The 20,947-nt window shown below is 52.3% G+C and carries 18 protein-coding genes and 2 pseudogenes; 17 read left to right on the top strand and 3 right to left on the bottom strand.

Annotated elements, in window-relative coordinates:
* Position 1: 1 nt before the first annotated feature.
* From AC127K_RS04710 to AC127K_RS04700, 3 genes and pseudogenes are all read left to right on the top strand, one after another.
* Positions 2-1,712: pseudogene (locus AC127K_RS04710) on the top strand (ArdC family protein); the annotation flags it as partial.
* Between the two features lie 284 nt (positions 1,713-1,996).
* Positions 1,997-3,223 (top strand): annotated as a pseudogene (locus tag AC127K_RS04705) (YodL domain-containing protein); the annotation flags it as partial.
* Between the two features lies 1 nt (position 3,224).
* Positions 3,225-3,440, top strand: a complete 216-nt coding sequence (locus AC127K_RS04700) for a transposon-transfer assisting family protein (RefSeq protein WP_002588921.1) — start codon at positions 3,225-3,227, stop codon at positions 3,438-3,440.
* Positions 3,441-3,489: 49 nt separating this feature from the next.
* Here AC127K_RS04700 and AC127K_RS04695 read toward each other — a convergent pair whose 3' ends face one another.
* A complete protein-coding gene (locus AC127K_RS04695) occupies positions 3,490-4,293 on the bottom strand; it encodes a hypothetical protein (protein WP_072853160.1) in 804 nt (267 codons plus the stop codon).
* Here AC127K_RS04695 and AC127K_RS04690 point away from each other — a divergent pair.
* From AC127K_RS04690 to AC127K_RS04665, 6 genes are all read left to right on the top strand, one after another.
* Positions 4,292-4,648, top strand: a complete 357-nt coding sequence (locus tag AC127K_RS04690) for a TnpV protein (RefSeq protein ID WP_072853158.1) — start codon at positions 4,292-4,294, stop codon at positions 4,646-4,648. The genes AC127K_RS04695 and AC127K_RS04690 overlap by 2 nt on opposite strands.
* A 53-nt stretch (positions 4,649-4,701) precedes the next feature.
* Positions 4,702-12,690 carry a MutS N-terminal domain-containing protein gene (locus AC127K_RS04685; protein WP_227162404.1) on the top strand — a complete coding sequence of 2,663 codons (7,989 nt, stop codon included), beginning with the start codon at positions 4,702-4,704 and terminating at the stop codon, positions 12,688-12,690.
* A gap of 1 nt (position 12,691) precedes the next feature.
* Positions 12,692-13,498, top strand: coding sequence for a DUF3848 domain-containing protein (locus tag AC127K_RS04680; RefSeq protein ID WP_002578490.1), 807 nt, complete (start codon positions 12,692-12,694; stop codon positions 13,496-13,498).
* Positions 13,495-13,839, top strand: a complete 345-nt coding sequence (locus tag AC127K_RS04675; RefSeq protein WP_002578491.1) for a plasmid mobilization protein — start codon at positions 13,495-13,497, stop codon at positions 13,837-13,839. Before AC127K_RS04680 ends, AC127K_RS04675 begins: the two co-directional genes overlap by 4 nt.
* Positions 13,840-13,991: 152 nt before the next feature.
* A complete protein-coding gene (locus AC127K_RS04670) occupies positions 13,992-14,297 on the top strand; it encodes a hypothetical protein (RefSeq protein ID WP_002578492.1) in 306 nt (101 codons plus the stop codon).
* Positions 14,294-14,605: a CD1845 family protein gene (locus AC127K_RS04665; protein ID WP_002578493.1), complete on the top strand. Its 312-nt coding sequence runs from the start codon at positions 14,294-14,296 to the stop codon at positions 14,603-14,605. The genes AC127K_RS04670 and AC127K_RS04665 overlap by 4 nt, the downstream gene beginning before the upstream one ends.
* Positions 14,606-14,638: 33 nt before the next feature.
* Here the strand turns inward: AC127K_RS04665 and AC127K_RS04660 are convergent, their stop codons facing one another.
* Entirely contained in the window at positions 14,639-14,878 is a 240-nt protein-coding gene (locus tag AC127K_RS04660) for a helix-turn-helix domain-containing protein (protein ID WP_002578494.1), read from the bottom strand.
* A 119-nt stretch (positions 14,879-14,997) separates the two neighbouring features.
* Between AC127K_RS04660 and AC127K_RS04655 the strand changes: the two genes are divergently transcribed.
* The 6 genes from AC127K_RS04655 (at position 14,998) to AC127K_RS04630 (ending at position 19,397) form a co-directional block, all read left to right on the top strand.
* The gene (locus AC127K_RS04655) at positions 14,998-15,435 is read left to right on the top strand and encodes a hypothetical protein (protein WP_002578495.1); all 438 of its coding nucleotides are present in this window, start codon (positions 14,998-15,000) and stop codon (positions 15,433-15,435) included.
* A 136-nt stretch (positions 15,436-15,571) separates the two neighbouring features.
* The gene (locus AC127K_RS04650) at positions 15,572-16,165 is read left to right on the top strand and encodes a type IV toxin-antitoxin system AbiEi family antitoxin domain-containing protein (RefSeq protein WP_002578496.1); all 594 of its coding nucleotides are present in this window, start codon (positions 15,572-15,574) and stop codon (positions 16,163-16,165) included.
* The gene (locus tag AC127K_RS04645) at positions 16,162-17,016 is read left to right on the top strand and encodes a nucleotidyl transferase AbiEii/AbiGii toxin family protein (RefSeq protein ID WP_002578497.1); all 855 of its coding nucleotides are present in this window, start codon (positions 16,162-16,164) and stop codon (positions 17,014-17,016) included. The genes AC127K_RS04650 and AC127K_RS04645 overlap by 4 nt, the downstream gene beginning before the upstream one ends.
* Positions 17,013-17,345 (top strand): hypothetical protein, encoded by a 333-nt coding sequence (locus AC127K_RS04640; RefSeq protein WP_002578498.1) that lies wholly within the window; start codon positions 17,013-17,015, stop codon positions 17,343-17,345. Before AC127K_RS04645 ends, AC127K_RS04640 begins: the two co-directional genes overlap by 4 nt.
* Before the next feature lie 55 nt (positions 17,346-17,400).
* Positions 17,401-18,816: a relaxase/mobilization nuclease domain-containing protein gene (locus AC127K_RS04635; RefSeq protein ID WP_002578499.1), complete on the top strand. Its 1,416-nt coding sequence runs from the start codon at positions 17,401-17,403 to the stop codon at positions 18,814-18,816.
* A 284-nt stretch (positions 18,817-19,100) separates the two neighbouring features.
* Positions 19,101-19,397 (top strand): hypothetical protein, encoded by a 297-nt coding sequence (locus AC127K_RS04630; RefSeq protein WP_002576327.1) that lies wholly within the window; start codon positions 19,101-19,103, stop codon positions 19,395-19,397.
* A gap of 80 nt (positions 19,398-19,477) precedes the next feature.
* Here AC127K_RS04630 and AC127K_RS04625 read toward each other — a convergent pair whose 3' ends face one another.
* On the bottom strand, positions 19,478-19,837 hold the full coding sequence (locus tag AC127K_RS04625; protein WP_425330774.1) for a helix-turn-helix domain-containing protein: 360 nt from the start codon (positions 19,835-19,837) through the stop codon (positions 19,478-19,480).
* 159 nt (positions 19,838-19,996) lie between these two features.
* On the opposite strand from AC127K_RS04625, the gene AC127K_RS04620 reads away from it, so the two are divergent.
* Together AC127K_RS04620 and bcrR are read left to right on the top strand one after the other, a co-directional pair.
* Positions 19,997-20,194, top strand: a complete 198-nt coding sequence (locus AC127K_RS04620; RefSeq protein ID WP_009246557.1) for a helix-turn-helix domain-containing protein — start codon at positions 19,997-19,999, stop codon at positions 20,192-20,194.
* Positions 20,184-20,798 carry a bacitracin resistance transcriptional activator BcrR gene (gene bcrR / locus AC127K_RS04615; RefSeq protein WP_342682413.1) on the top strand — a complete coding sequence of 205 codons (615 nt, stop codon included), beginning with the start codon at positions 20,184-20,186 and terminating at the stop codon, positions 20,796-20,798. Before AC127K_RS04620 ends, bcrR begins: the two co-directional genes overlap by 11 nt.
* Positions 20,799-20,947 lie beyond the last annotated feature (149 nt).

Below are 20,947 nucleotides of genomic sequence, written 5' to 3'. Positions count from 1 at the left end.
CATGGCTGAAAGTGTCTTTGAGGCTGTCAAGCAGTCCATCACCGTCCGAGAAGCAGCGCAGATGTACGGAATCGAGGTCAACCGGAGCGGCATGGCCTGTTGTCCCTTCCACGATGACAAAAATCCCAGCATGAAGCTGAACGAGGAATATTTTTATTGCTTTGGCTGCGGAGCCACCGGCGATGTGATTGACTTCACAGCGAGGCTCTACAATCTGTCCCCCAAAGAGGCCGCCGAGAAGCTGGCCCAGGATTTTGGCCTGGCTTATGACAGTCAGGCCCCTCCCCGGCGACGCCATGTCCGCCAGAAATCCGAGGCGCAGAAATTCAAGGAGGACCGAGACCATGCCTTTCGTGTCCTGGCCGACTACTTTCATTTGCTCCGCAAGTGGGAAACGGACTACACACCCAAAACACCGGAGGAAAATCCACATCCCCGATTCATGGAGGCAATCCAGAAAAAGGACTATGTGGGCTATCTGCTGGATTTTTTTCTGGAGAACAGCCCGGAGGAGCAAAAGCTGTGGATTGCCGAACATCAATCAGAAATAGCCAAATTGGAAAGGAGAGTGAAATTCATGGCTGATAAGACCACCAATCGAGAACGGTTACAAGAGATCACAGCGGGCATTGAACAGGGTATCAAGGAACTGTTTGAGAGCGAGAAGTATATGCGCTATCTGTCCGTCATGTCCAAGTTCCACCGCTACTCCGTCAACAACACCATGCTCATCTATATGCAGCGCCCGGACGCCACCCTGGTGGCCGGGTTCAACAAGTGGAAAAATCAGTTTGAGCGCCATGTGAAAAAGGGTGAGCATGGTATCACCATCATTGCCCCCACGCCCTACAAAAAGAAGATCGAGGAAATGAAGCGCGACCCGGATACTCATGCACCCATCCTGGACGCGGATGGCAAGGCGGTCATGGAGGAAAAAGAAATTGAAATCCCCATGTTCCGTCCGGTGAAGGTGTTCGATGTGAGCCAGACGGACGGAAAGCCCCTGCCAGAGCTGGCCTCCAGCCTGTCCGGGACGGTGCCGCACTATGAGGCTTTCATGGAAGCTCTGCGCCGCTCGGCTCCGGTTCCCATCGAGTTTGAGCCGATGGCCGAGAACATGGACGGCTATTTCTCCTCTGACCAGCAGCGGATCGCCATCCGGGAAGGCATGAGCGAGGTGCAGACTGTTTCCGCCGCTGTCCATGAGACCGCGCACAGTAAGCTCCACGACCCCAAAAAGTACGAAGCGGAGCCGACCTGGAAGATCGTGATGGTGAGCGAGGGCGGCACCAAGCATGACTTCCGTCTGGACTTCGCCACCGAAGCAGAGGCGGAACAGGCCGCCGCCGAGGAAGGCTGGCGCTATGTGGACGAGAATCGGTTTGAGTGGCGGTTGGAAGTGGAGGAAGATCTGACGGCGGTGAAACAGGCCGCCAAGAACCGCAACACCGAGGAAGTGGAGGCCGAGAGCATTTCTTATGCGGTTTGCCAGTATTTCGGCATCCAGACCGGCGAGAACAGTTTTGGCTACATCGCTTCCTGGTCGAAGGACAAGGAGCTGAAGGAGCTGCGGGCCAGTCTGGAGACCATCAACAAGACTTCCTGCGAGCTGATTAACGACATCGAGCGCAACTACAAGGAAATCTGCAAGGAGCGCGGCATTGACCTGACTGCCGCCACGGAACCGCAGCAGGACTCTATCGAGCAGCTGGCAGCAGACATCGACCAGTTCACTTTCGATTATGACCCTTATGAGTATCGGAACAATGCAGATAGCCGTGAGGACGCACTGCACGAACTGACTGCCACACTCCGAAGCGGAGATGCCAGCGGTGTACGCGAATGGCTCCAGAATATCGTGAACGAGGATGAACCGGATGAAACCACCCAAAAAGCTGCCGAGCTTATGGGACGCTTGGATCAGCTGGTGCCGATGACTGAACCGGAACAGCTGACCGAGCCGGAAAATACCGAAAGTGTCCAGCCCAGCGCCGAGTACCGGGAGGCCCTGTTGGTGCTGGATGATACCAGCTACCTTCATGTTCAGCCCTGCGACACCGGCTGGGACTACACGCTCTACGATGTGGCAACCATGAAGCAGATGGACGGCGGCCAGTTGGACGGGCCGGATATGGGCCGTTCCACAGCGGTTAGCCATATCTGCGAGGACCTGGGGATGGGCGGCAAGTCCATCAAGTATGCGCCGCTGTCCATGATCGAGACTTTGCAGGAGGCGGCTTACCACCAGATGCAGGAACAGGTCAGCCAGCAGACCACAGAAGCTGCCGCCACCCAGCTGCCGGATGCCCAGGAGCAGGCGTTGGACGAGTATCCCATGCCGGACCCGGCACTGACTCAGGATGATCTGGAGAAATGCGGCTACCTGGACGGTGACCTTCTGCCCCTCTCCAAAGAGCGAGCCTATGAGCTGATGGAGCGAGACCTGACCGTTTATATCGTCCAGGAGGGTGAAAACCCGGAAATGGCCTTTGACACTGCCGACCTGGACGCCCATGACGGTATCTTTGCTGTGTCCCGCGAGGAATGGGAGCAAAGCCCGGACTTTCACGAAAAAGTTTTGGAACGACAGGATCGGCAGTTGGAACGGGAACAGGCGTTTCTTTCCCATGAGGGAAATTGTTTTGCTATTTATCAGGTGAGCAAGGATGACCCGCAGAATGTGCGTTTTATGAATCTGGATTGGCTGCAATCGCACAATCTGTCCGTAGAGCGGAGTAACTATGACCTTATCTATACCGCCCCTCTGGACGGTTCCGGCAGCACTATGGAGCAGCTGGAAAGGCTGTATGAGCAGTTCAATCTGCAAAAGCCGGTGGATTTTCACAGCCCGTCTATGAGCGTCAGTGACATCGTTGCCATCAAGCAGAATGGTCAGGTATCCTGTCATTACTGCGACAGTGTTGGTTTCACCCAGGTGCAAGGTTTCTTGCCGGAAAATTCGCTGAGAAATGCGGAAATGACGGTGGAAGATGATTACGGCATGATCGACGGTATCATCAATAACGGCCCAAAGGAGCCGACAGTGGCCCAGCTGGAACAACAGGCCCGCAGTGGTCAGCCCATTTCTCTTATGGACTTGGCAGCAGCCGTCCATCGAGAGGAACGGGAAAAGAAAAAGTCCGTAATGGAGCAGCTGAAAAGCCAGCCCAAGACGGAACACAAAAAGACAGCGCAAAAAAAGAGCGCGGAAAGGGAGCTTTGATATGAACAACTTCACCTTTGAGGAAACGAACCTTCTTTGCATCTACAACACCGGCAGCCGCACCGGGCTGATCGACGCTCTGACGGAGATGCGCGGTGAGCTTTCGCCGGAGGAAGCCGAGCTGCGGGAACTGACGGACAGCGCCCTGGGTAAACTCCAAGCTATGAACGACACCGAGTTTGCCGAACTGGAGCTGTACCCAGATTTCGACGAGTAAAAAACACACATAAAGACCTGATGGGACGGCCTGATATGCCGTCCCATTTCTATTCAACATGAAGGGAGGACAGAAAACCATGCCATCCAAAGCTGAATTTTACCGGCAGATGGCCGAACAGGTATCGACCCAGCTTGTAGGCAGCTGGAAGGAGTGGACGGCTTTTCTCACCACCGCCGCCCGCCTTTATAAATACCCATTCCACGAGCAAATGATGATTTACGCCCAGCGCCCGGATGCCACCGCCTGCGCCGAGTATGACCTGTGGAATGAAAAAATGGGACGGTATGTGCGCCGTGGCTCCAAGGGTATTGCCCTGGTGGACGATTCCGGCGACAAGCTTCGCCTGCGCTATGTGTTCGATATTTCCGATACCGGCACCCGTGAACATTCCCGTACACCCTGGTTGTGGCAGCTGGAAGAACAGCACATTGGGCCTGTGTCGGCCATGCTGGAGCAAAACTACGGCGTTGCCGGTGACAATCTCGCCCAGCAGCTCACGGATGTAGCCGGAAAGCTGGCGAGTGAGTATTGGGACGATCATCAGAGAGATTTCCGCTATATCGTTGACGGTTCGTTCCTGGCGGAGTACGATGATTACAACATCGAAGTCCAATTTAAGTCCGCCGCCACCGTCAGTATCGCCTATGCCCTGATGTCTCGCTGTGGGCTGGATACGGAACAATATTTCCAGCATGAGGACTTCATGCCGATTTTCGATTTCAATACCCCGGCCACGGTTGGGGCGTTGGGCGCGGCGGTCAGCCAGATTAACCAGCAGGTTTTGCGGCAGATCGGCGTCACCATCCAGATCTATGAGCGCGAGCAACTCGCGGAAAGGAGCGTTACACATGGAGAACAGCCTGACTTACACGATGAACGGAGATTATCAGATTCCCGACCTGAAGCTGACCGAACAGCCGGAGAAGCCCCTGGGCAAGTACGGCAGGATGCGGAAAGCGTACCTGAAGGAACACCGGCCCCTGATTTACAATCAGCTGCTGCTGACCGAGAAGCTGTACCCGCACCTCATCGAGATCGACGAGACAGCGCAGAGCCGTCTGGAGCAGATGATGCCCCAGCTGGCGAAAGACGCGGGCGCGACGGAGCAGCTGAAAGCCAGCGACCCGATGCGCTGGGTGGGCCTGATGAACACCTGCAAAGCACAGGCCGAGGAGATTCTGATGGCGGAGCTTATTCACAGCTGAGTTTCTTCCTCTCCGAAGCAGAACAAATCAGAATCATAGATGAAGCAGAGAATGTGAAAACATCCTCTGCTTTTTCTTTTGCCCAGGCTGACATCGACCATGTGCTGCGGCTGGGCGGCAACACCTATCGCCAGAGAGAGCGCATTGTCGCGGCCTTTGAGGAGCAGAAGTCCACCACCGAGATCGCAGACACCCTGAAAACCCTGTACCATGGCGGCAACGGGATTGGCAGCATCACTGCATGGTATGCCGAGGATGGAATCCATCTTTCCCACGGTAAAACTGCCCGTTACGATAAGTCCGCCCAGGTCATTTCCTGGGAGAGTGCCGCTGAGCGTATCGGCCAGCTTTTGCAGGACGGCCAGTTTGCCACCAATGTGGAGCTGGCTGAGGCTGCGGGCTATGAACGCTCCCTCCTCGCGGAAAAGTTCTGGAATCTGTACCACGATTTCAGCGAGGAAGCCAGAGAAGCCGGGTATCTGCCCATCCTTTCCAACAATCCGGGGCGCGGTTTCCCGGAGGAATCTGCATGGCTCACCGAACAGCTGAAAAGCCCGGAGTTTCGCCAGAACCTTGCGGAAGAATATGCTGCCTTCTGGACGGCCTACCAGCAGGATCGGGATTTGCTGCGCTTCCACTACCATAAACCCAAAGAAATTTGGGAGAACCTGCAAGATCTGTCCTTGCCTCGCACCACCTTTACCTCTCAGTTGACGGAAGTACCTTCGGTCAAGCAGTTTATCTCTGAGGACGAGATCGACGCCGCCATGACCAGAGGCAGCGGATTTGAGGGCGGTAAGGGCCGAGTTTTCACCTTTTTCCAGGAACCCCATACGGATAAGGAAAAGGTGGATTTTCTCAAACATAAGTATGGTATTGGCGGTCACTCCCATGCCCTGTCCGGTGCAATGAAAAGCGATGAAAGCCACGACGGAAAAGGTCTGCACTACAAAAAAGACGGCTGCCCGGATGTGCATTTCACCTGGGAGAAAGTCGCCAAACGGATTACCGACCTGATCCAGAAGGGACGCTATCTCACAGAACAGGAACAGGCGGAGTATGACAAAATCCAGGCAGAAAAGGCCCTGGCGGAAGAAGATGCCCTGCAAGCCCAGCAGCCGGACCCGGCTGTGTGGGAATACAACGGCGTCAAGGAGCGCCACCCGGATGATATAATCCTCTACCAAATGGGGGATTTTTTTGAGCTGTACGGTGAGGACGCCAAAACTGCTGCTGCGGAACTGGACCTCAATCTCACGACCCGCGCTATCCCCGGCGGTGGCCGTGTGGAAATGTGCGGCTTTCCGGCAAACCGGCTGGAGCAGGTTGTGGAACAGCTGCGGGATAAGCATGATGTGACCATTTCCGCTGTCCCGAAGGGCGGCAGGGAGCGGCAGGAGTATTCCATGCCCTCTATCGACCATGAGGCGGAACAGCACATCAATGCCCAGGAAGCGGAGTTTGGCGCAGACGGGACCAGAGTATTTCAGGAGACCGAAGCAGCCGCAGCCCCTACGATTCGAGAACTGCATGAGCAATACAAGCCCATTGTACTTGCCGCTGTTATGGAAGATGTGCCATATCGCAATGCCTGCGGTCACAGTGACCATGAGAACGCCGTGATCGAGGGCAATGCCGCTATTCGCCGTGCTGTCCTGGGATCTGGCAACATGGAGCTGCTCCGCCTCTATTCCGACACACCGGAGTTCCGCCAGCGCCTTCATCGAGAAATCATCGACGAGACCTATCCCAAGCTCCATGAGCTGCTGCACCCTCTCACGGACAATGACATCGACAAGGCTATCCAGGACTGGAACGGCAAAATCGAAAGTAAACACGCCGTTGTCCGTTACATGGAGAAACATGGGCGGGAAAAAGATACCGCTGCATGGCTGGCCCATGAGTTTGACGGCGGCGATGGCAAAACCCCGTTTTCGGTTCGCCCGGAAAGCCCCGAAGGAACGGTGCTGCCCTGGCCCAAGGTACAGCGCCGGATCGCTCAGCTTATCAAGGAGGACCGGTTCTACACCGAAGCGGAACAGGACCGGTTCGACAACATCGACCCCATCGCCATTCGGGAGGCTTTGGCCGAGCGCGGCATTGTGAATGGTGAACTGGTGGATGAGGAAAAACTGGATAATGACCCATTCATCCAGCGTGTTATGGCGGATGTGGAGGCCATATCCAGAGAGAGCGTCCCGGCAGATGAGCCGGAACAGCCTTCTCCCCATAATTTGCGTGTTCTGGTTTCAGATGAGGAATACGCTGCGGCTCGTGGCACACTCCGGGAGCGAACCTCCTACGATCCAGCGGTTCCTCCTTACAATGTGGGTGATATTGTCTATCTGGATGACCGGCCCCATCAGATCACAGAGCTGCGGGATGACACGGTGCAGCTGCTGCCCACCGGCATGAGCTATCCCATCTACCGGGCTGAGAGCCGGGAACGGTTTGAGCAGCTTTTGCGGGAGGATAACCGCAACGACTTCTATACCGAATTCCTGCCTGCAAATCTGGATACGGTGGACCAGGACCTTCGGGATGTGCTGGCCCATGGCCTGATTGGTGAGGCGGACAAGGCGGAGCTTTCCGAGCTTCTTCGCAACGGCAAGAGTAACCAGGAGGTAGCCTTGTGGCTGAGCCGGGCCTATCCCAACATCGTGGAAACGATGGAGCTGGAGACCGGCGAGACCGCCGATTACCGCACGATGCCGGAAGGTATCGAGCTGGAAGTGCTGGATGCAGATGAAAAGCGTCTGGCCATGCTGTTCTTCCAGTGGAGCGAGGTTGCGCCTTTGCTGCGCGGGATGTATGCCCGTCAGTTGGACGGTTTTGAGCAGGAACGCCCCGAACCGGCTGCCGAAACCCCGGCCTTCCAAGCCGAGACTGTGGCTGTCTATCCGGGCGATAAGAACAATCTGCCCTATGATGTGGTTGTTCAGACCCTGCGAACCAATGAGCCGGAGCCGCCCACGCCTGCTGTCGAGCCGGAAAAGACTCTGGATGAGGTACTGGACGAACACCCCGTTTCCATTCAGGTAAACGGCGAGTGGCAGACCTTCCCCAATGTCAAAGCTGCCGAGGAAGCCTCTTATGAGGAATACAAGGCCAATCTGCGTCGCACCGCCGAGAATTTCCGTATCACTGACGATCACCTGGGCGAAGGCGGCCCCAAGGCTAAGTTCCAGGCCAATGTCGAGGCAATCAAGCTGCTGAAATACCTGGAGGAAACCACCGAGCAGGCAACGCCGGAACAGCAGAAAATCCTTTCTCGGTATGTGGGCTGGGGCGGCCTTGCCGATGCCTTTGACCCCGACAAGGAAAGCTGGAGCAAGGAATATGCCCAGCTGAAGGAACTGCTGACCCCGGAGGAATACGCTGCTGCCAGAGGTTCCACCCTCAACGCGCACTACACCAGCCCTACGGTCATCAAAGCGATTTACGAGGCTGTGGGCCGCATGGGATTTGAGACCGGCAACATCCTGGAGCCGTCCTGTGGTGTAGGCAATTTCTTCGGTATGCTGCCGGAGGAAATGCGAAACAGCCGTCTTTACGGCGTGGAGCTGGATTCCATCAGCGGGCGTATTGCCCAGCAGCTCTACCCCAAGGCCGACATCACCGTGGCAGGGTTTGAGACCACCGACAGGCGGGATTTCTACGATCTGGCGGTGGGTAATGTTCCGTTTGGCCAGTATCAGGTTCGGGATAAAGCCTATGACAAGCTGAATTTCAGCATTCACAACTACTTTTTCGCCAAGGCTCTGGATCAGGTTCGTCCCGGTGGCGTGGTGGCCTTTGTCACCAGCCGCTACACGATGGACGCCAAGGATTCCACCGTGCGCCGGTATCTTGCTCAGCGCGCCGAACTGCTGGGGGCCATCCGTCTGCCCAATGACGCTTTCAAAAAGAACGCAGGTGCCGAGGTCGTTTCGGACATCATCTTCCTGCAAAAGCGTGACCGTCCGTTGGACATCGTGCCGGAGTGGACGCAGACCGGGCAGACCGAGGACGGCTTTGCCATCAACCGCTATTTCCTGGACCACCCGGAAATGGTGCTGGGCCGACAGGAACCGGAAAGCACCGCCCACGGCATGGACTACACCGTGAACCCCATCGAGGGGCTGGAGCTTGCCGATCAGCTGCATGATGCCGTGAAGTACATTCGCGGCACCTACCAGGAGGCCGAGCTGCCGGAGCTGGGCGAGGGCGAAGCCATCGACACTTCTATCCCTGCTGACCCCAATGTGAAAAATTACTCCTACACCGTTGTGGACGGCGATGTGTATTACCGTGAAAACAGCTGTATGGTACGGCCTGACCTGAATGCCACCGCCGAAGCCCGTGTGAAAGGACTGGTGGGTCTGCGAGAATGTGTCCAGCAGCTCATTGATCTGCAAATGGACGCCGCCACACCGGACAGCGCCATCCAGGACAAACAGGCCGAACTGAACCGGCTCTATGACAGCTTCTCTGCAAAATATGGTCTTATCAATGACCGGGCGAACCGGCTGGCCTTTGCTGATGATTCCAGCTACTATCTGCTCTGCGCGCTGGAAGTCATTGACGAGGACGGCAAGCTGGAGCGCAAGGCGGATATGTTCACCAAGCGCACCATCAAGCCCCACAAGGCGGTGGACACTGTGGATACCGCAAGTGAAGCTCTGGCCGTATCAATTTCCGAAAAAGCCTTTGTCGATATGGCGTATATGGCGGAGTTGACCGGCAAGACCGGCGACGAACTGGCCGCCGAGCTGCAAGGCGTGATCTTCCGTGTACCTGGGCAGTTGGAGAAAGACGGCACTCCCCATTATGTAACAGCCGACGAATACCTGTCCGGCAATGTGCGGCGCAAGCTGCGTCAGGCACAGCGGGCCGCACAGCAGGACCCTTCCTTTGCAGTCAATGTGGAGGCCCTTACCGCTGCCCAGCCCAAAGACCTGGATGCGTCGGAGATTGAGGTGCGCCTGGGCGCTACCTGGATCGACAAAGAGTACATCCAGCAGTTTATGTATGAGACCTTCGACACGCCGTTTTATCTCCAGCGCAATATCGAGGTCAACTATTCTTCTTTCACCGCTGAGTGGCAGATCACCGGCAAAAGCTCTGTAAGCCAGAACAATGTGGCAGCCTATACCACCTACGGAACCAGCCGTGCCAATGCCTACAAGATTCTGGAGGACAGCCTGAACCTGCGGGATGTCCGTATCTACGACACCATAGAGGATGCAGACGGCAAAGAGCGCCGGGTGTTGAATGCCAAAGAGACCACCCTGGCCGCCCAAAAGCAGCAAGCGATCCGGGACGCTTTCAAAGACTGGATTTGGAAAGACCCGGACCGCCGCCAAGCTCTGGTCCGCCAGTACAATGAGGAAATGAACTCCACCCGTCCCCGTGAATACGACGGCGGACACATTACTTTCGGTGGTATGAACCCGGCCATCACCTTGCGGGAACACCAGAAAAACGCTATCGCTCATGTGCTATATGGCGGCAATACGCTGTTGGCGCACGAGGTAGGCGCTGGTAAAACCTTTGAAATGGTGGCTGCCGCCATGGAGAGTAAGCGCCTGGGCTTGTGTCAGAAATCCCTCTTTGTGGTACCGAACCATCTGACCGAACAATGGGCGTCGGAGTTTCTGCGGCTCTATCCTTCCGCCAACATTCTTGTCACCACCAAAAAGGACTTTGAGACCCACAACCGCAAGAAGTTCTGCGCCCGCATTGCCACCGGCGATTATGACGCCATCATCATGGGACACAGCCAGTTTGAGAAAATCCCCATCAGCCGAGAGCGTCAGGAACGGCTCCTTCAGGAGCAGATCGACGAGATCACCGAGGGCATTGCCGAGGTGAAGTACAGCGGCGGTGAGCGTTTCACGGTCAAGCAGTTGGAACGCACCAAGAAGTCCCTGGAAGCCCGGCTGGAGAAATTGCAGGCCGAGAGCCGCAAGGACGATGTGGTAACATTCGAGCAGTTGGGTGTGGACCGCCTGTTCGTCGATGAGGCGCATAACTATAAAAACCTGTTTTTATACACCAAGATGCGGAATGTGGCAGGTCTCTCCACAAGCGATGCCCAAAAGTCCAGCGATATGTTTGCAAAGTGTCGCTATATGGATGAACTGACCGGAAACCGTGGTGTGATTTTCGCCACTGGCACCCCCGTATCGAACAGCATGACCGAACTTTACACCATGCAGCGGTATCTCCAGTATGACCGCCTGCAAGAGCTGAACATGACCCACTTCGACTGCTGGGCCAGCCGCTTCGGAGAAACCGTCACGGCGCTGGAGCTGGCACCGGAAGGCACCGGCTACCGGGCAAGAACGAGATTCAGCAAGTTTTTCAACCTCCCGGAGCTGATGAACTTGTTCCGTGAAGTTGCCGACATCAAAACCGCCGATCAGCTGAACTTGCCCACCCCGGAGGTGGAATACCACAACATCGTGGCCCAGCCTACTGAACACCAAAAAGAGATGGTGCAGGTTCTCTCCGAGCGCGCCTCCAGGGTACACAGCGGCAGCGTTGACCCCTCAGAGGACAATATGCTCAAGATTACCGGCGATGGCCGCAAGCTGGGTCTGGACCAGCGTATCATCAACCAGCTGCTGCCGGATGAACCCGGCACCAAGGTCAATCAGTGTGTGGGTAATATCATGCAGATCTGGCGGGACGGCGAGGCTGACAAGCTGACCCAGCTGGTATTCTGCGACATTTCCACGCCCCAGGCAGCCCCCTCCAAAAAGGCAGCCAAACAGCTGGATAATCCCACACTTCATGCGCTGGAACAGGCTGTGCCGTTGGATGAGCCTGAGCCTGCCTTTACCATCTATGAGGACATCCGCCAGAAGCTCATCGCCCAGGGAATGCCCGCCGAGCAGATTGCTTTTATCCACGAAGCCAAGACCGAGGTGCAGAAGAAAGAACTGTTTTCCAAGGTTCGCACTGGGCAGGTGCGCGTCCTGCTGGGCAGCACCTCCAAAATGGGCGCTGGCACCAATGTGCAGGACCGGCTTGTGGCGCTCCATGACCTGGATTGTCCGTGGCGTCCGGGAGACCTTGCCCAGCGCAAGGGCCGTATCGAGCGCCAGGGCAACCAGAATCCGCTGGTCCATGTGTACCGCTATGTTACCGAGGGAACTTTCGATGCCTACCTGTGGCAGACGGTGGAGAACAAACAGAAATTCATTTCGCAAATCATGACCAGCAAAAGCCCGGTCCGCTCCTGCGATGATGTGGACGAAACGGCGCTGTCCTTTGCCGAGATCAAGGCCCTGTGCGCCGGAGACCCCCGTATCAAGGAGCGCATGGATTTGGATGTGGAGGTTGCGCGTCTGAAGCTGATGAAAGCTGACCATCAGAGCAAGCAGTACCGCCTGGAGGATCAGTTGCTCAAATACTTCCCCCAGGAAATCGAAACTAACAAGGGGTTTATTAAAGGCTTTGAAGCGGATCTGGAGACCCTGGCCGCCCATCCTCACCCGGAGGATGGCTTTGCTGGAATGGAGATCCGGGGCGATGTGCTGACTGACAAAGAAAACGCCGGTGCAGCCTTGCTGGACGCCTGTAAGGAGGTCAAAGGCTCCGAACCGGTGCAGATCGGCAGCTATCGGGGCTTTACTATGTCCGTGGAGTTTTCCGCTTGGAAACAGGAATATACGCTCCTGTTGAAAGGCCAGATGACCCACCGGGCAAGCCTCGGCACAGACCCGCGCGGAAACCTCACCCGTATCGACAATGCACTGGCTCAAATGCCTCAGCGTTTGGAAGCCGTGAAAAACCAGCTGGACAACCTTTACCAACAGCAGGCCGCAGCCAAAGAGGAAATCGGAAAGCCGTTTCCCTTTGAGGATGATCTGCGAGTCAAGTCCGCCCGTCTGGTGGAACTGGACACGCTGCTGAACATTGACGGCAAGGGCCATGCCCAGCCGGAAACTGTGGTTGCCAAGAGCGCACGGCCTTCGGTGCTGGACAGCTTGAAGCGCCCGGTGCCACCCCGTAGCCCTGAAAAGAAACCGAAACAACATGAGGAGGTGCGATAACATGAATACCAACGATCTGAATACGGCCCTTTATGAGAAGATGGCCGCTGAACAGGACAAATACCGGGACTGGCTGAAAAGCCAGCCCCCGGAGGAAATCCTGCACCATACCTATGAGTACACCGTCCGGGAGGACATTGTGATGGCGATGGAGGACTTGGAGCTGACCGATGCCCAGGCCCAGGCGCTTTTGGATTCGCCTACACCGCTGGCCGATGTGTACCGTCACTTTGAGAAGCTGGAGACCGGCTACATGGATGTGATCCGGGACAGCATTGAAAACCGAGCGGATGATGTGTGTAAGGTTTTGGAAGAACAGCGGTCCATCCCTCTCTATCTCCATTCTGCCGCCTATGCGTCCCAGCATGGGGAGATGGCACAATATAACCGCTCTTATCAGGCAAACTTTGACTGTAAAGAGGCCATTGAACACGCCATCAGCGCCCACTATGCGGATAACCGACTGGATACGGAGTCTGCGGTTAAGGCGGTGCTGGAAAAGTTCGGGTCGGAACGAGTACAGTTCATCCTTGCCAACACCATCCAGCATAAGGACAGCGACGGTCGCGTTTCCCGTGACAACAAAGCCTGGGCAAAGACCATTCCCATGCCGGAGGACAGCGGCACTTCGCGCCACTGTGCTTATCTGGTTGTGGATGAGGTCAATCTTGGTCTGACCGATCTGTTTACACGGCAGGCACGAAAAACGCTTCAGGAACCGGAGAAAGGCTCTGTCTTGCAAAAGCTCAAACAGGAGCCTACCACCCACAAGCCTGCTTTATCGAAGAAACAGGAGCCGGAACGATGAGCGCCAAAAAGCGTAAACGGGATGTGCCGGTCCTGTTTTGGGTTTCCGATGCGGAGATGGAAGCGATCCAGCAGAAAATGGCACAGTTCGGAACAAAAAACCTGAGCGCCTATCTGCGGAAGATGGCTGTGGACGGCTATGTGGTACAGCTGGACTTGCCGGAGCTGAAGGAACTGGTATCCCTGTTGCGCCGAAGCAGCAATAACCTGAACCAGCTCACCCGACGGGTACATGAAACGGGGCGGATTTATGATGCTGACCTGGAGGATATAGCCCAACGGCAGGAGCAGTTATGGGAGGGCGTGAAAGAAATCCTAACCCAGCTTTCCAGGCTTTCGTAACAGGGATATATGCCCCAACTGCGGAGGGAGGAACGGCGTTCTTTTCGCCGCGCCTTCCTCCGTTTTTTCTTTTGCCCATATCCTTGTCTTTTTGAAATGTTGGAAGGATAATATGGGTAGAAAACAGATTGCCGCAAAGGAGTTGAGAATAGATGAAAACCTTTGAGAAGGTGTTGGAGATTTTTCGTGAGTATTTGGACTGTGATCTAGAGGAAGAAGTCCTCCCTTGTCGAGAAGGTTATCTCCGCGTCACATGGAATGGAGATTCCCGCTACTGTGTGGATGGACTTCTCAGCCGGACACCGGACGAACTATTCGAGGTGCTGTTATCTGATTATCGCAGCTATGAGGAACTGCGGCTAACCAAAGGATGCCGAGAAGTGACGGAAGAAGATGAAAGACAGGCAGAAATTCTCTGTCAGAGCTTTCGGGAACGATGGAAGGAGGAAGAAAAATGAGGGCGATCTGGTTCATTCTGAAACTGCCGTTGAAGATTTTAATGGCTCCGGTGATTCTGTCGCTGACCCTGTTCGTCTGGATTTGTGTGGGGATTGTCTATGTCTCCGGTTTGGTGCTGGGGCTTATCAGCATGGTGGTTGCCCTGCTGGGTGTGGCAGTTCTGATTACTTACTCCTTGCAAAACGGCATTATCCTGCTGGTGATAGCATTTCTCATTAGTCCCTATGGTTTGCCAATGGCTGCAATCTGGCTACTGGGCAAGGTACAGGACTTGAAGTTTATCATTCAAGATTTGGTTTATGGATAATATGAAAACCTCCGACGAATTTCGTCGGAGGTTTTATGGTTCTAGGTTATCTTCTTGAAAAAGCGGCGATGCAAAAAAGGTATCTATCCCAATCCCCATTCCTTGGCACATCTCATGAATGATCCGTAGCTTAACCGAATCATACGAGCAGTTGATGACATTTCCAATCGTAGACTTGGGAACACCGCTTTTCATATACAGTTGATATTGTGTCATTTTTCTTTCATCTAGTAATTCTAACAGACGTTTGCTTACCGCCTCGTTTAGCTTCATTCTATACACCGCCCCTGTGACTGTACTATATTTAGTATATGGGCAGTTTTGCTAAATTAGTCCCTGTACCTGTACTAATAGAGCTATTTGCAGTATGATGGTAATAGGGGTGCCATCGTATGAACGTAACTTTTTGTGGCCATTCGCAAATCACAAAGGCAGACAATATTGCGAATTGGCTTCGCAATGTAACACAAGACCTAATTGAGCAAGGAGCAACAACTTTTTATCTTGGAGGATATGGAGAGTTCGACAGTTTAGCAGCGTCTATTTTACGGGAACAAAAGAAAAAGTATCCGCAAATCGAGCTGGTTCTTGTATTGGCATATTTGAACACTGGCCGGGATGTTTCTGGCTATGACAGTACCGTGTATCCACCGCTGGAAAACGTACCGCGCCGTTTTTCGATTTCTCATAGAAATCGCTGGATGGTAGAGTCCGCCGATGTAGTGGTGGCCTATGTTCTCCATGATTGGGGCGGAGCAGCCACAACGTTACGGTGTGCCAAACAGAAAAAGAAGCAGATTATTTCATATCGTGATGAAATGGGCAGCTGAGGTTGTCTATTTTGCTGCCACTTCATATTTCCAAAACTGTTGAACGTTAAGCTGTCGGTAAAATTATGCCGAATTTTCATCACTTTACTTTTGAACTAATATTGCTTATAATATTAGTGTGAAAGGAAGTGGTACGGTGGGACAATTTGAACAGCTGGATCAGCTGCTGGAAACACAGGATGGGATGCTGCGAACAGCTCAAGTAGTATCTGCTGGTATTTCTAAGCCTGTTTTTTATGATTATGTGCACTCACGGGAATTGGAGCGGGTCGCGCATGGAATTTATCTTTCCAAGGATGCCTGGGTCGATGCCATGTACTTACTTCATCTGCGGGTCGAACAGGCAGTGTTTTCCCATGAGACAGCTTTATTTTTTCACGATCTGACAGACCGCGAGCCGCTGGAATATACGGTCACAGTCAAGACCGGATATAATCCCTCCAAGCTGAAAGCAGAGGGCGTACAGGTATTCACCATTAAGGCGGAACTGCATGGGGTGGGCCTGACAACGGCTCAGACACCATTTGGGCATACAGTTCCTGTCTATGACCTGGAGCGCACCATCTGCGACCTGCTCCGCAGCAGGAACAACATGGAGATGCAGACTTTTCAAGGGGCATTAAAGATGTATGCCAGAAGAAAAGACAAAGACCTGCGGACATTGATGCGGTATGCCGGTATGTTCCGGGTAGAAAAAATTCTGCGGCAGTATTTGGAGGTGCTTTTATGATAAAAACAGCAAGGCAGTTGAAGGATCTGATCCGCAATCTTTCCAGAAAAAAATCTGCGGACGCCCAGCTCTTGATGCGGAACTACATGATGGAGCGTTTTCTGGAGCGTATCTCCCTTTCTGAATATCGTGACAAATTTATTCTGAAAGGCGGTATGCTGGTAGCGGCTATGGTTGGTCTGGATGCCCGTTCCACGATGGATTTGGACGCTACTGTAAAAGGAGCCAATGTCAATGTGGAGGACATAGAGAATTTGATTTCCGCTATTGTGAGTGTCCCGCTTGATGATGGCGTCAAATTCCAGCTGAAAAGTATTTCGGAGATTATGGATGAGGCGGAATATCCGGGGATTCGCGTAAATATGACTACAACCTTTGACGGTGTGGTGACGCCTTTGAAGATTGACATTTCCACAGGGGATGCCATTACCCCCAGGGAGATCCGCTACTCTTTCAAGCTGATGCTGGAAGATCGCTCCATTGATATTTGGGCGTACAATCTGGAAACGGTTCTGGCCGAAAAGCTGGAAACGATCATTACCAGAACTACCACCAACACCCGCATGAGAGATTTCTATGACATTTATATTCTGGAACAGCTGCATGGGAATACATTGGACCCTCAGATTCTCCATGATGCGCTGCGGGCCACTGCTCACAAACGCGGGACAGAACGACATCTTGCAGAAGCTGCCGAAGTTTTTGAGGAAGTGGAGAACAGCTCGGTTATGCAGAAACTTTGGGAATCGTACCGCAAAAAATTTTCCTATGCGGCAGATCTGGAGTGGAACATCATCATGGGGGCGGTGCGCAGTTTATACGCTCTCAGTGAAAAGGAATCGAGCCTATGAAGAAGCACGGCCATTATTGTAAAGTCTGCGGAGAATATAAGGCTAATGAAAAATTTTCCGGCAAAGGTCATGCGGCGCACGTCTGTAAATCCTGTGCTTCTTTGCCGCCGGAGAAGCAAGCGGAGCAAATGACAATAAACCGCTTGCTGAATCTCCCATGGAGATTATCAAAGGAGCAGATTTCCTGGCTGAAGAACCGAATGAAAGATAAGCGCCGGGAAGTTCGTGCGCTGGCAAAAGAACAATACGAGATGAGGTTTCCTCCGAAGCGGTTAGAGGACATCGAGGACAATTTTGATTTTCTCGATGAGGACGATTTAATAGAATAACAAAAGCGGTCTGCACCATGCAGGCCGTTTCTTTTTTGGAAAGGAGGTCTCCCTTATGGCAACCACACGCATCATGCCGCTGCATATCGGCAAGGGTCGGACTGAGAGCCGTGCCATCAGCGATATTATTGACTATGTGGCAAATCCCCAAAAGACCGACAACGGAAAATTGATTACCAGCTATGGATGTGACAGCCGCACTGCTGATGCAGAGTTTCTGTTGGCAAAGCGGCAGTATATTGCCGCCACCGGACGAGTGCGCGGTACAGATGATGTGATCGCCTACCATGTGCGCCAGTCGTTCAGGCCCGGAGAGATCACACCGGAGGAAGCCAACCGGCTGGGCATAGAATTTGCCAGGCGGTTCACCAAAGGCAATCATTCCTTTGTGGTCTGCACCCACATCGACAAATCGCATATTCATAATCACATCATCTGGTCGGCGGTCAATATGGATTGTGACCGGAAGTTCCGTAACTTTTGGGGAAGCACCAGAGCTGTTCGACGTTTAAGTGACACCATTTGTATCGAGAACGGACTATCCATTGTGGAGAACCCCAAGCCCCACGGAAAAAGCTACAACAAGTGGCTGGGCGAACAAGCCAAGCCCTCCCATCGGGAACAGCTACGGGTGATGATTGACCGGGCGCTGGAGCAAAAGCCAGCAGACTTTGACACACTTCTGCAACTGCTTTCCGAGATGGGCTGCGAGGTATCTCGGCGCGGGAAAGCAATCCGCCTTAAAGCTCCCGGCTGGAAGAATGTAGCCCGTATGGATGACAAGCTGGGAGCCGGGTACAGCGAAACAGAAATCCGTGCGGTGCTGGCTGGAGAAAAGCAGCACACGCCCCGCAAGAAATCCACCGTGCAGCCGGAGCCACCCAAGGTCAATTTGCTGGTGGATATTCAGGCAAAATTGCAGGCCGGGAAAGGTGCTGGATATGCACGCTGGGCCAAGGTTTTTAACTTAAAACAGATGGCGCAGACCGTGAATTTTCTTACCGAACATCACCTACTGGACTATACAGAGCTGGAAGAAAAAGCGGTGGCGGCTACCGCCCATCACAATGAGCTGTCAGCGCAGATTAAGGCGACGGAGAAACGCATGGCAGAGATCGCCGTCCTGCGTACCCATATCGTTAATTATGCCAAGACCCGCGAGACCTATGTTGCCTATCGCAAGGCCGGTTATTCCCGAAAATTTCGGGAGGAACATGAGCAAGAAATTCTGCTCCATCAGGCGGCAAAAAATGCCTTTGATGAGATGGGAGTGAAGAAGCTGCCCAAGGTCAAAGACCTGCAATCTGAGTATGCCAAACTGCTGGAGGAAAAGAAGAAAACCTACGCCGAGTACCGGCGTTCCCGTGAGGAAATGCGGGAACTTTTGACGGCAAAGGCCAATGTGGATCGGCTGCTGAAAATGGATGAGGAACAGAAAAAAGAACAAGAAAAAGACCACGGCCAGCGGTAAGCCGGTCATGGTCATAAGCGTCCATCGGACGCGTAGCCGCAGAATGAAATTCTGCGTTCAAAGGGGCTTGGGGGCGCTGCCCTCAACAAGCAAAGCAGAGGGGGAAATCACGTCAGGATTTTTCCCTCTGTGGGCCGAGTGTATTAACACCGGCATTGCTTGCCACTTTTGTTCGCAAACAATATCCGTATCCTTTACACGATGATTTACTTTTATTATCATAGTCGTAATAAGTATATAAACTACTTACATATAAGCACCTAAAATATGAAAGGGCTGATAAAATGATGACCTTTGAAAAGGTTTTAGAAGTATTCAACGATTACCTAAATAAAGATAGTGTTTTGGAGGTGGTGAACACTAAGCGAGGATACACCGTTATGATTTGGGATGAAAAAGATGAGCAATGGTTTGGTGTGGAACATTGCAAAGCCCCCGAGCTTTTACGGGATGCCTTACTTGATGGCTATCGTGATTTTTTAGAGCAACAACTTACTCATAACCGCAGGAGTTTAACCGAAACAGAAATCTTAGATATTCAAAACCGATGTGAACAGCTTTATGATTTGTGTGGAGAATAAAAAAATAACCTAAAAAGTGCGATAGCCTGTGTAGGTGTCGCACTTTTTTCAGTTGGCTTGGCTTACGAAAACAGCGTTAATTATTCCGCAGTTTCTCTTGCCTTTTTCAAGCCTTGAGCCGTAGCTTCCATCACGATAAGCTCCTTTTCTTCCATATCATTCAACAGTACATCAACTTGTTTGCGGCGATTGTTGTCGCCATCTTCATTGCATGGAAAAAAGAACTGGTCTACAGAGATGTCAAGCAAGGTAGTAATGAGATAAAATTTGTTAAGCCTTGGGTGCTGCCCCCTGTTCTCTATATACATAATAGAGCGTGGCGTAAGGTCTACCAGTTGGGCAAGATATTCCTGTGTCCACCCTTTTGCTTCCCGAGCTTTTTTTATCGCTATACCTAACGGCTTAAAATCAAGTTTTCTTTCATCTTGGTACATTTTAATATCATCCTATATCATTGTACATTTCGGGTGATGATATTTGAACGAAGTATGATTTTATGTTTAGTAGTGTATAATTTCGTATTAGTGGAGAGAAACTTGCTATTATTCGTCATTCCGTATATAATAATTATATACTCTTTGCGAAAGGAAGTTGATATTATGAATTACATTTCTGTGAAAGCCGCTTCTGAAAAATGGGGCATATCGGAAAGACGGATACAAAAATTATGTGAGGAAAATCGCATTGACGGAACTGAAAAATTTGGTCGTGCATGGATGATACCAAAAGATGCAGAAAAACCCGTTGATGGACGTATGAAAACAAGGAACAAACAGGAGGAGAATCATGGAATTTAATGAAAAGCTACAACAGCTTAGGACTGGAAAGAACTTAACGCAGGAACAACTTGCGGAGCAATTATATGTATCAAGAACAGCCATTTCAAAATGGGAAAGCGGCAAGGGTTACCCTAACATTGAGTCGCTCAAGTGTATTTCTAAATTCTTTTCTGTGACCATAGATGAACTGCTATCGGGCGAAGAACTGATTACACTTGCCGAAACTGAAAATCGTTCCAACTTGAAAAAAATTTACAGTTTCATTTATGGAATATTAGATATGATGGCGGTTACTTTTATACTTTTGCCGTTGTATGGTAACCTTGTTGACGGATATATTTATTCTGTCAATCTACTTTCATTTACAGACACTACCCCAATATATCTTGCAATCTATTGGATTGTTTTTATTGTTTTGATTGCACTTGGGATAGCGAAACTGATGTGTGTTTGTTTTGAAAAGGAATCATGGAGCAACATAATCACAAAATGCTCTCTCGTGCTGAGTACGCTTTTTATCTGCTTCTTCGCTGTGGCAAGACAACCCTATGTAACCGCCCTTATGTTTCTGCTATTTGTTGCTAAAATATTTGTCTGGATAAAGCAAACCCAAACAAAGTAAAATGCCATAAACCCTTTAAAATAGGCTCTGACACGATAAGTGTCGGAGCTTTTTTCGTGCTGACATCTATTGTGTCGGCATTGTGACGGTAGATTTCTTGGCTTCTATGCAATACTCGTGGATAATAAGATTGTGGTCAGCGAAAACAA

It is taken from the genome of Subdoligranulum sp. DSM 23681 (genome assembly GCF_057005535.1).
The sequence above is the reverse complement of the archived record's forward strand: the minus strand, read 5'-3'. Positions and strand labels throughout refer to the sequence as shown.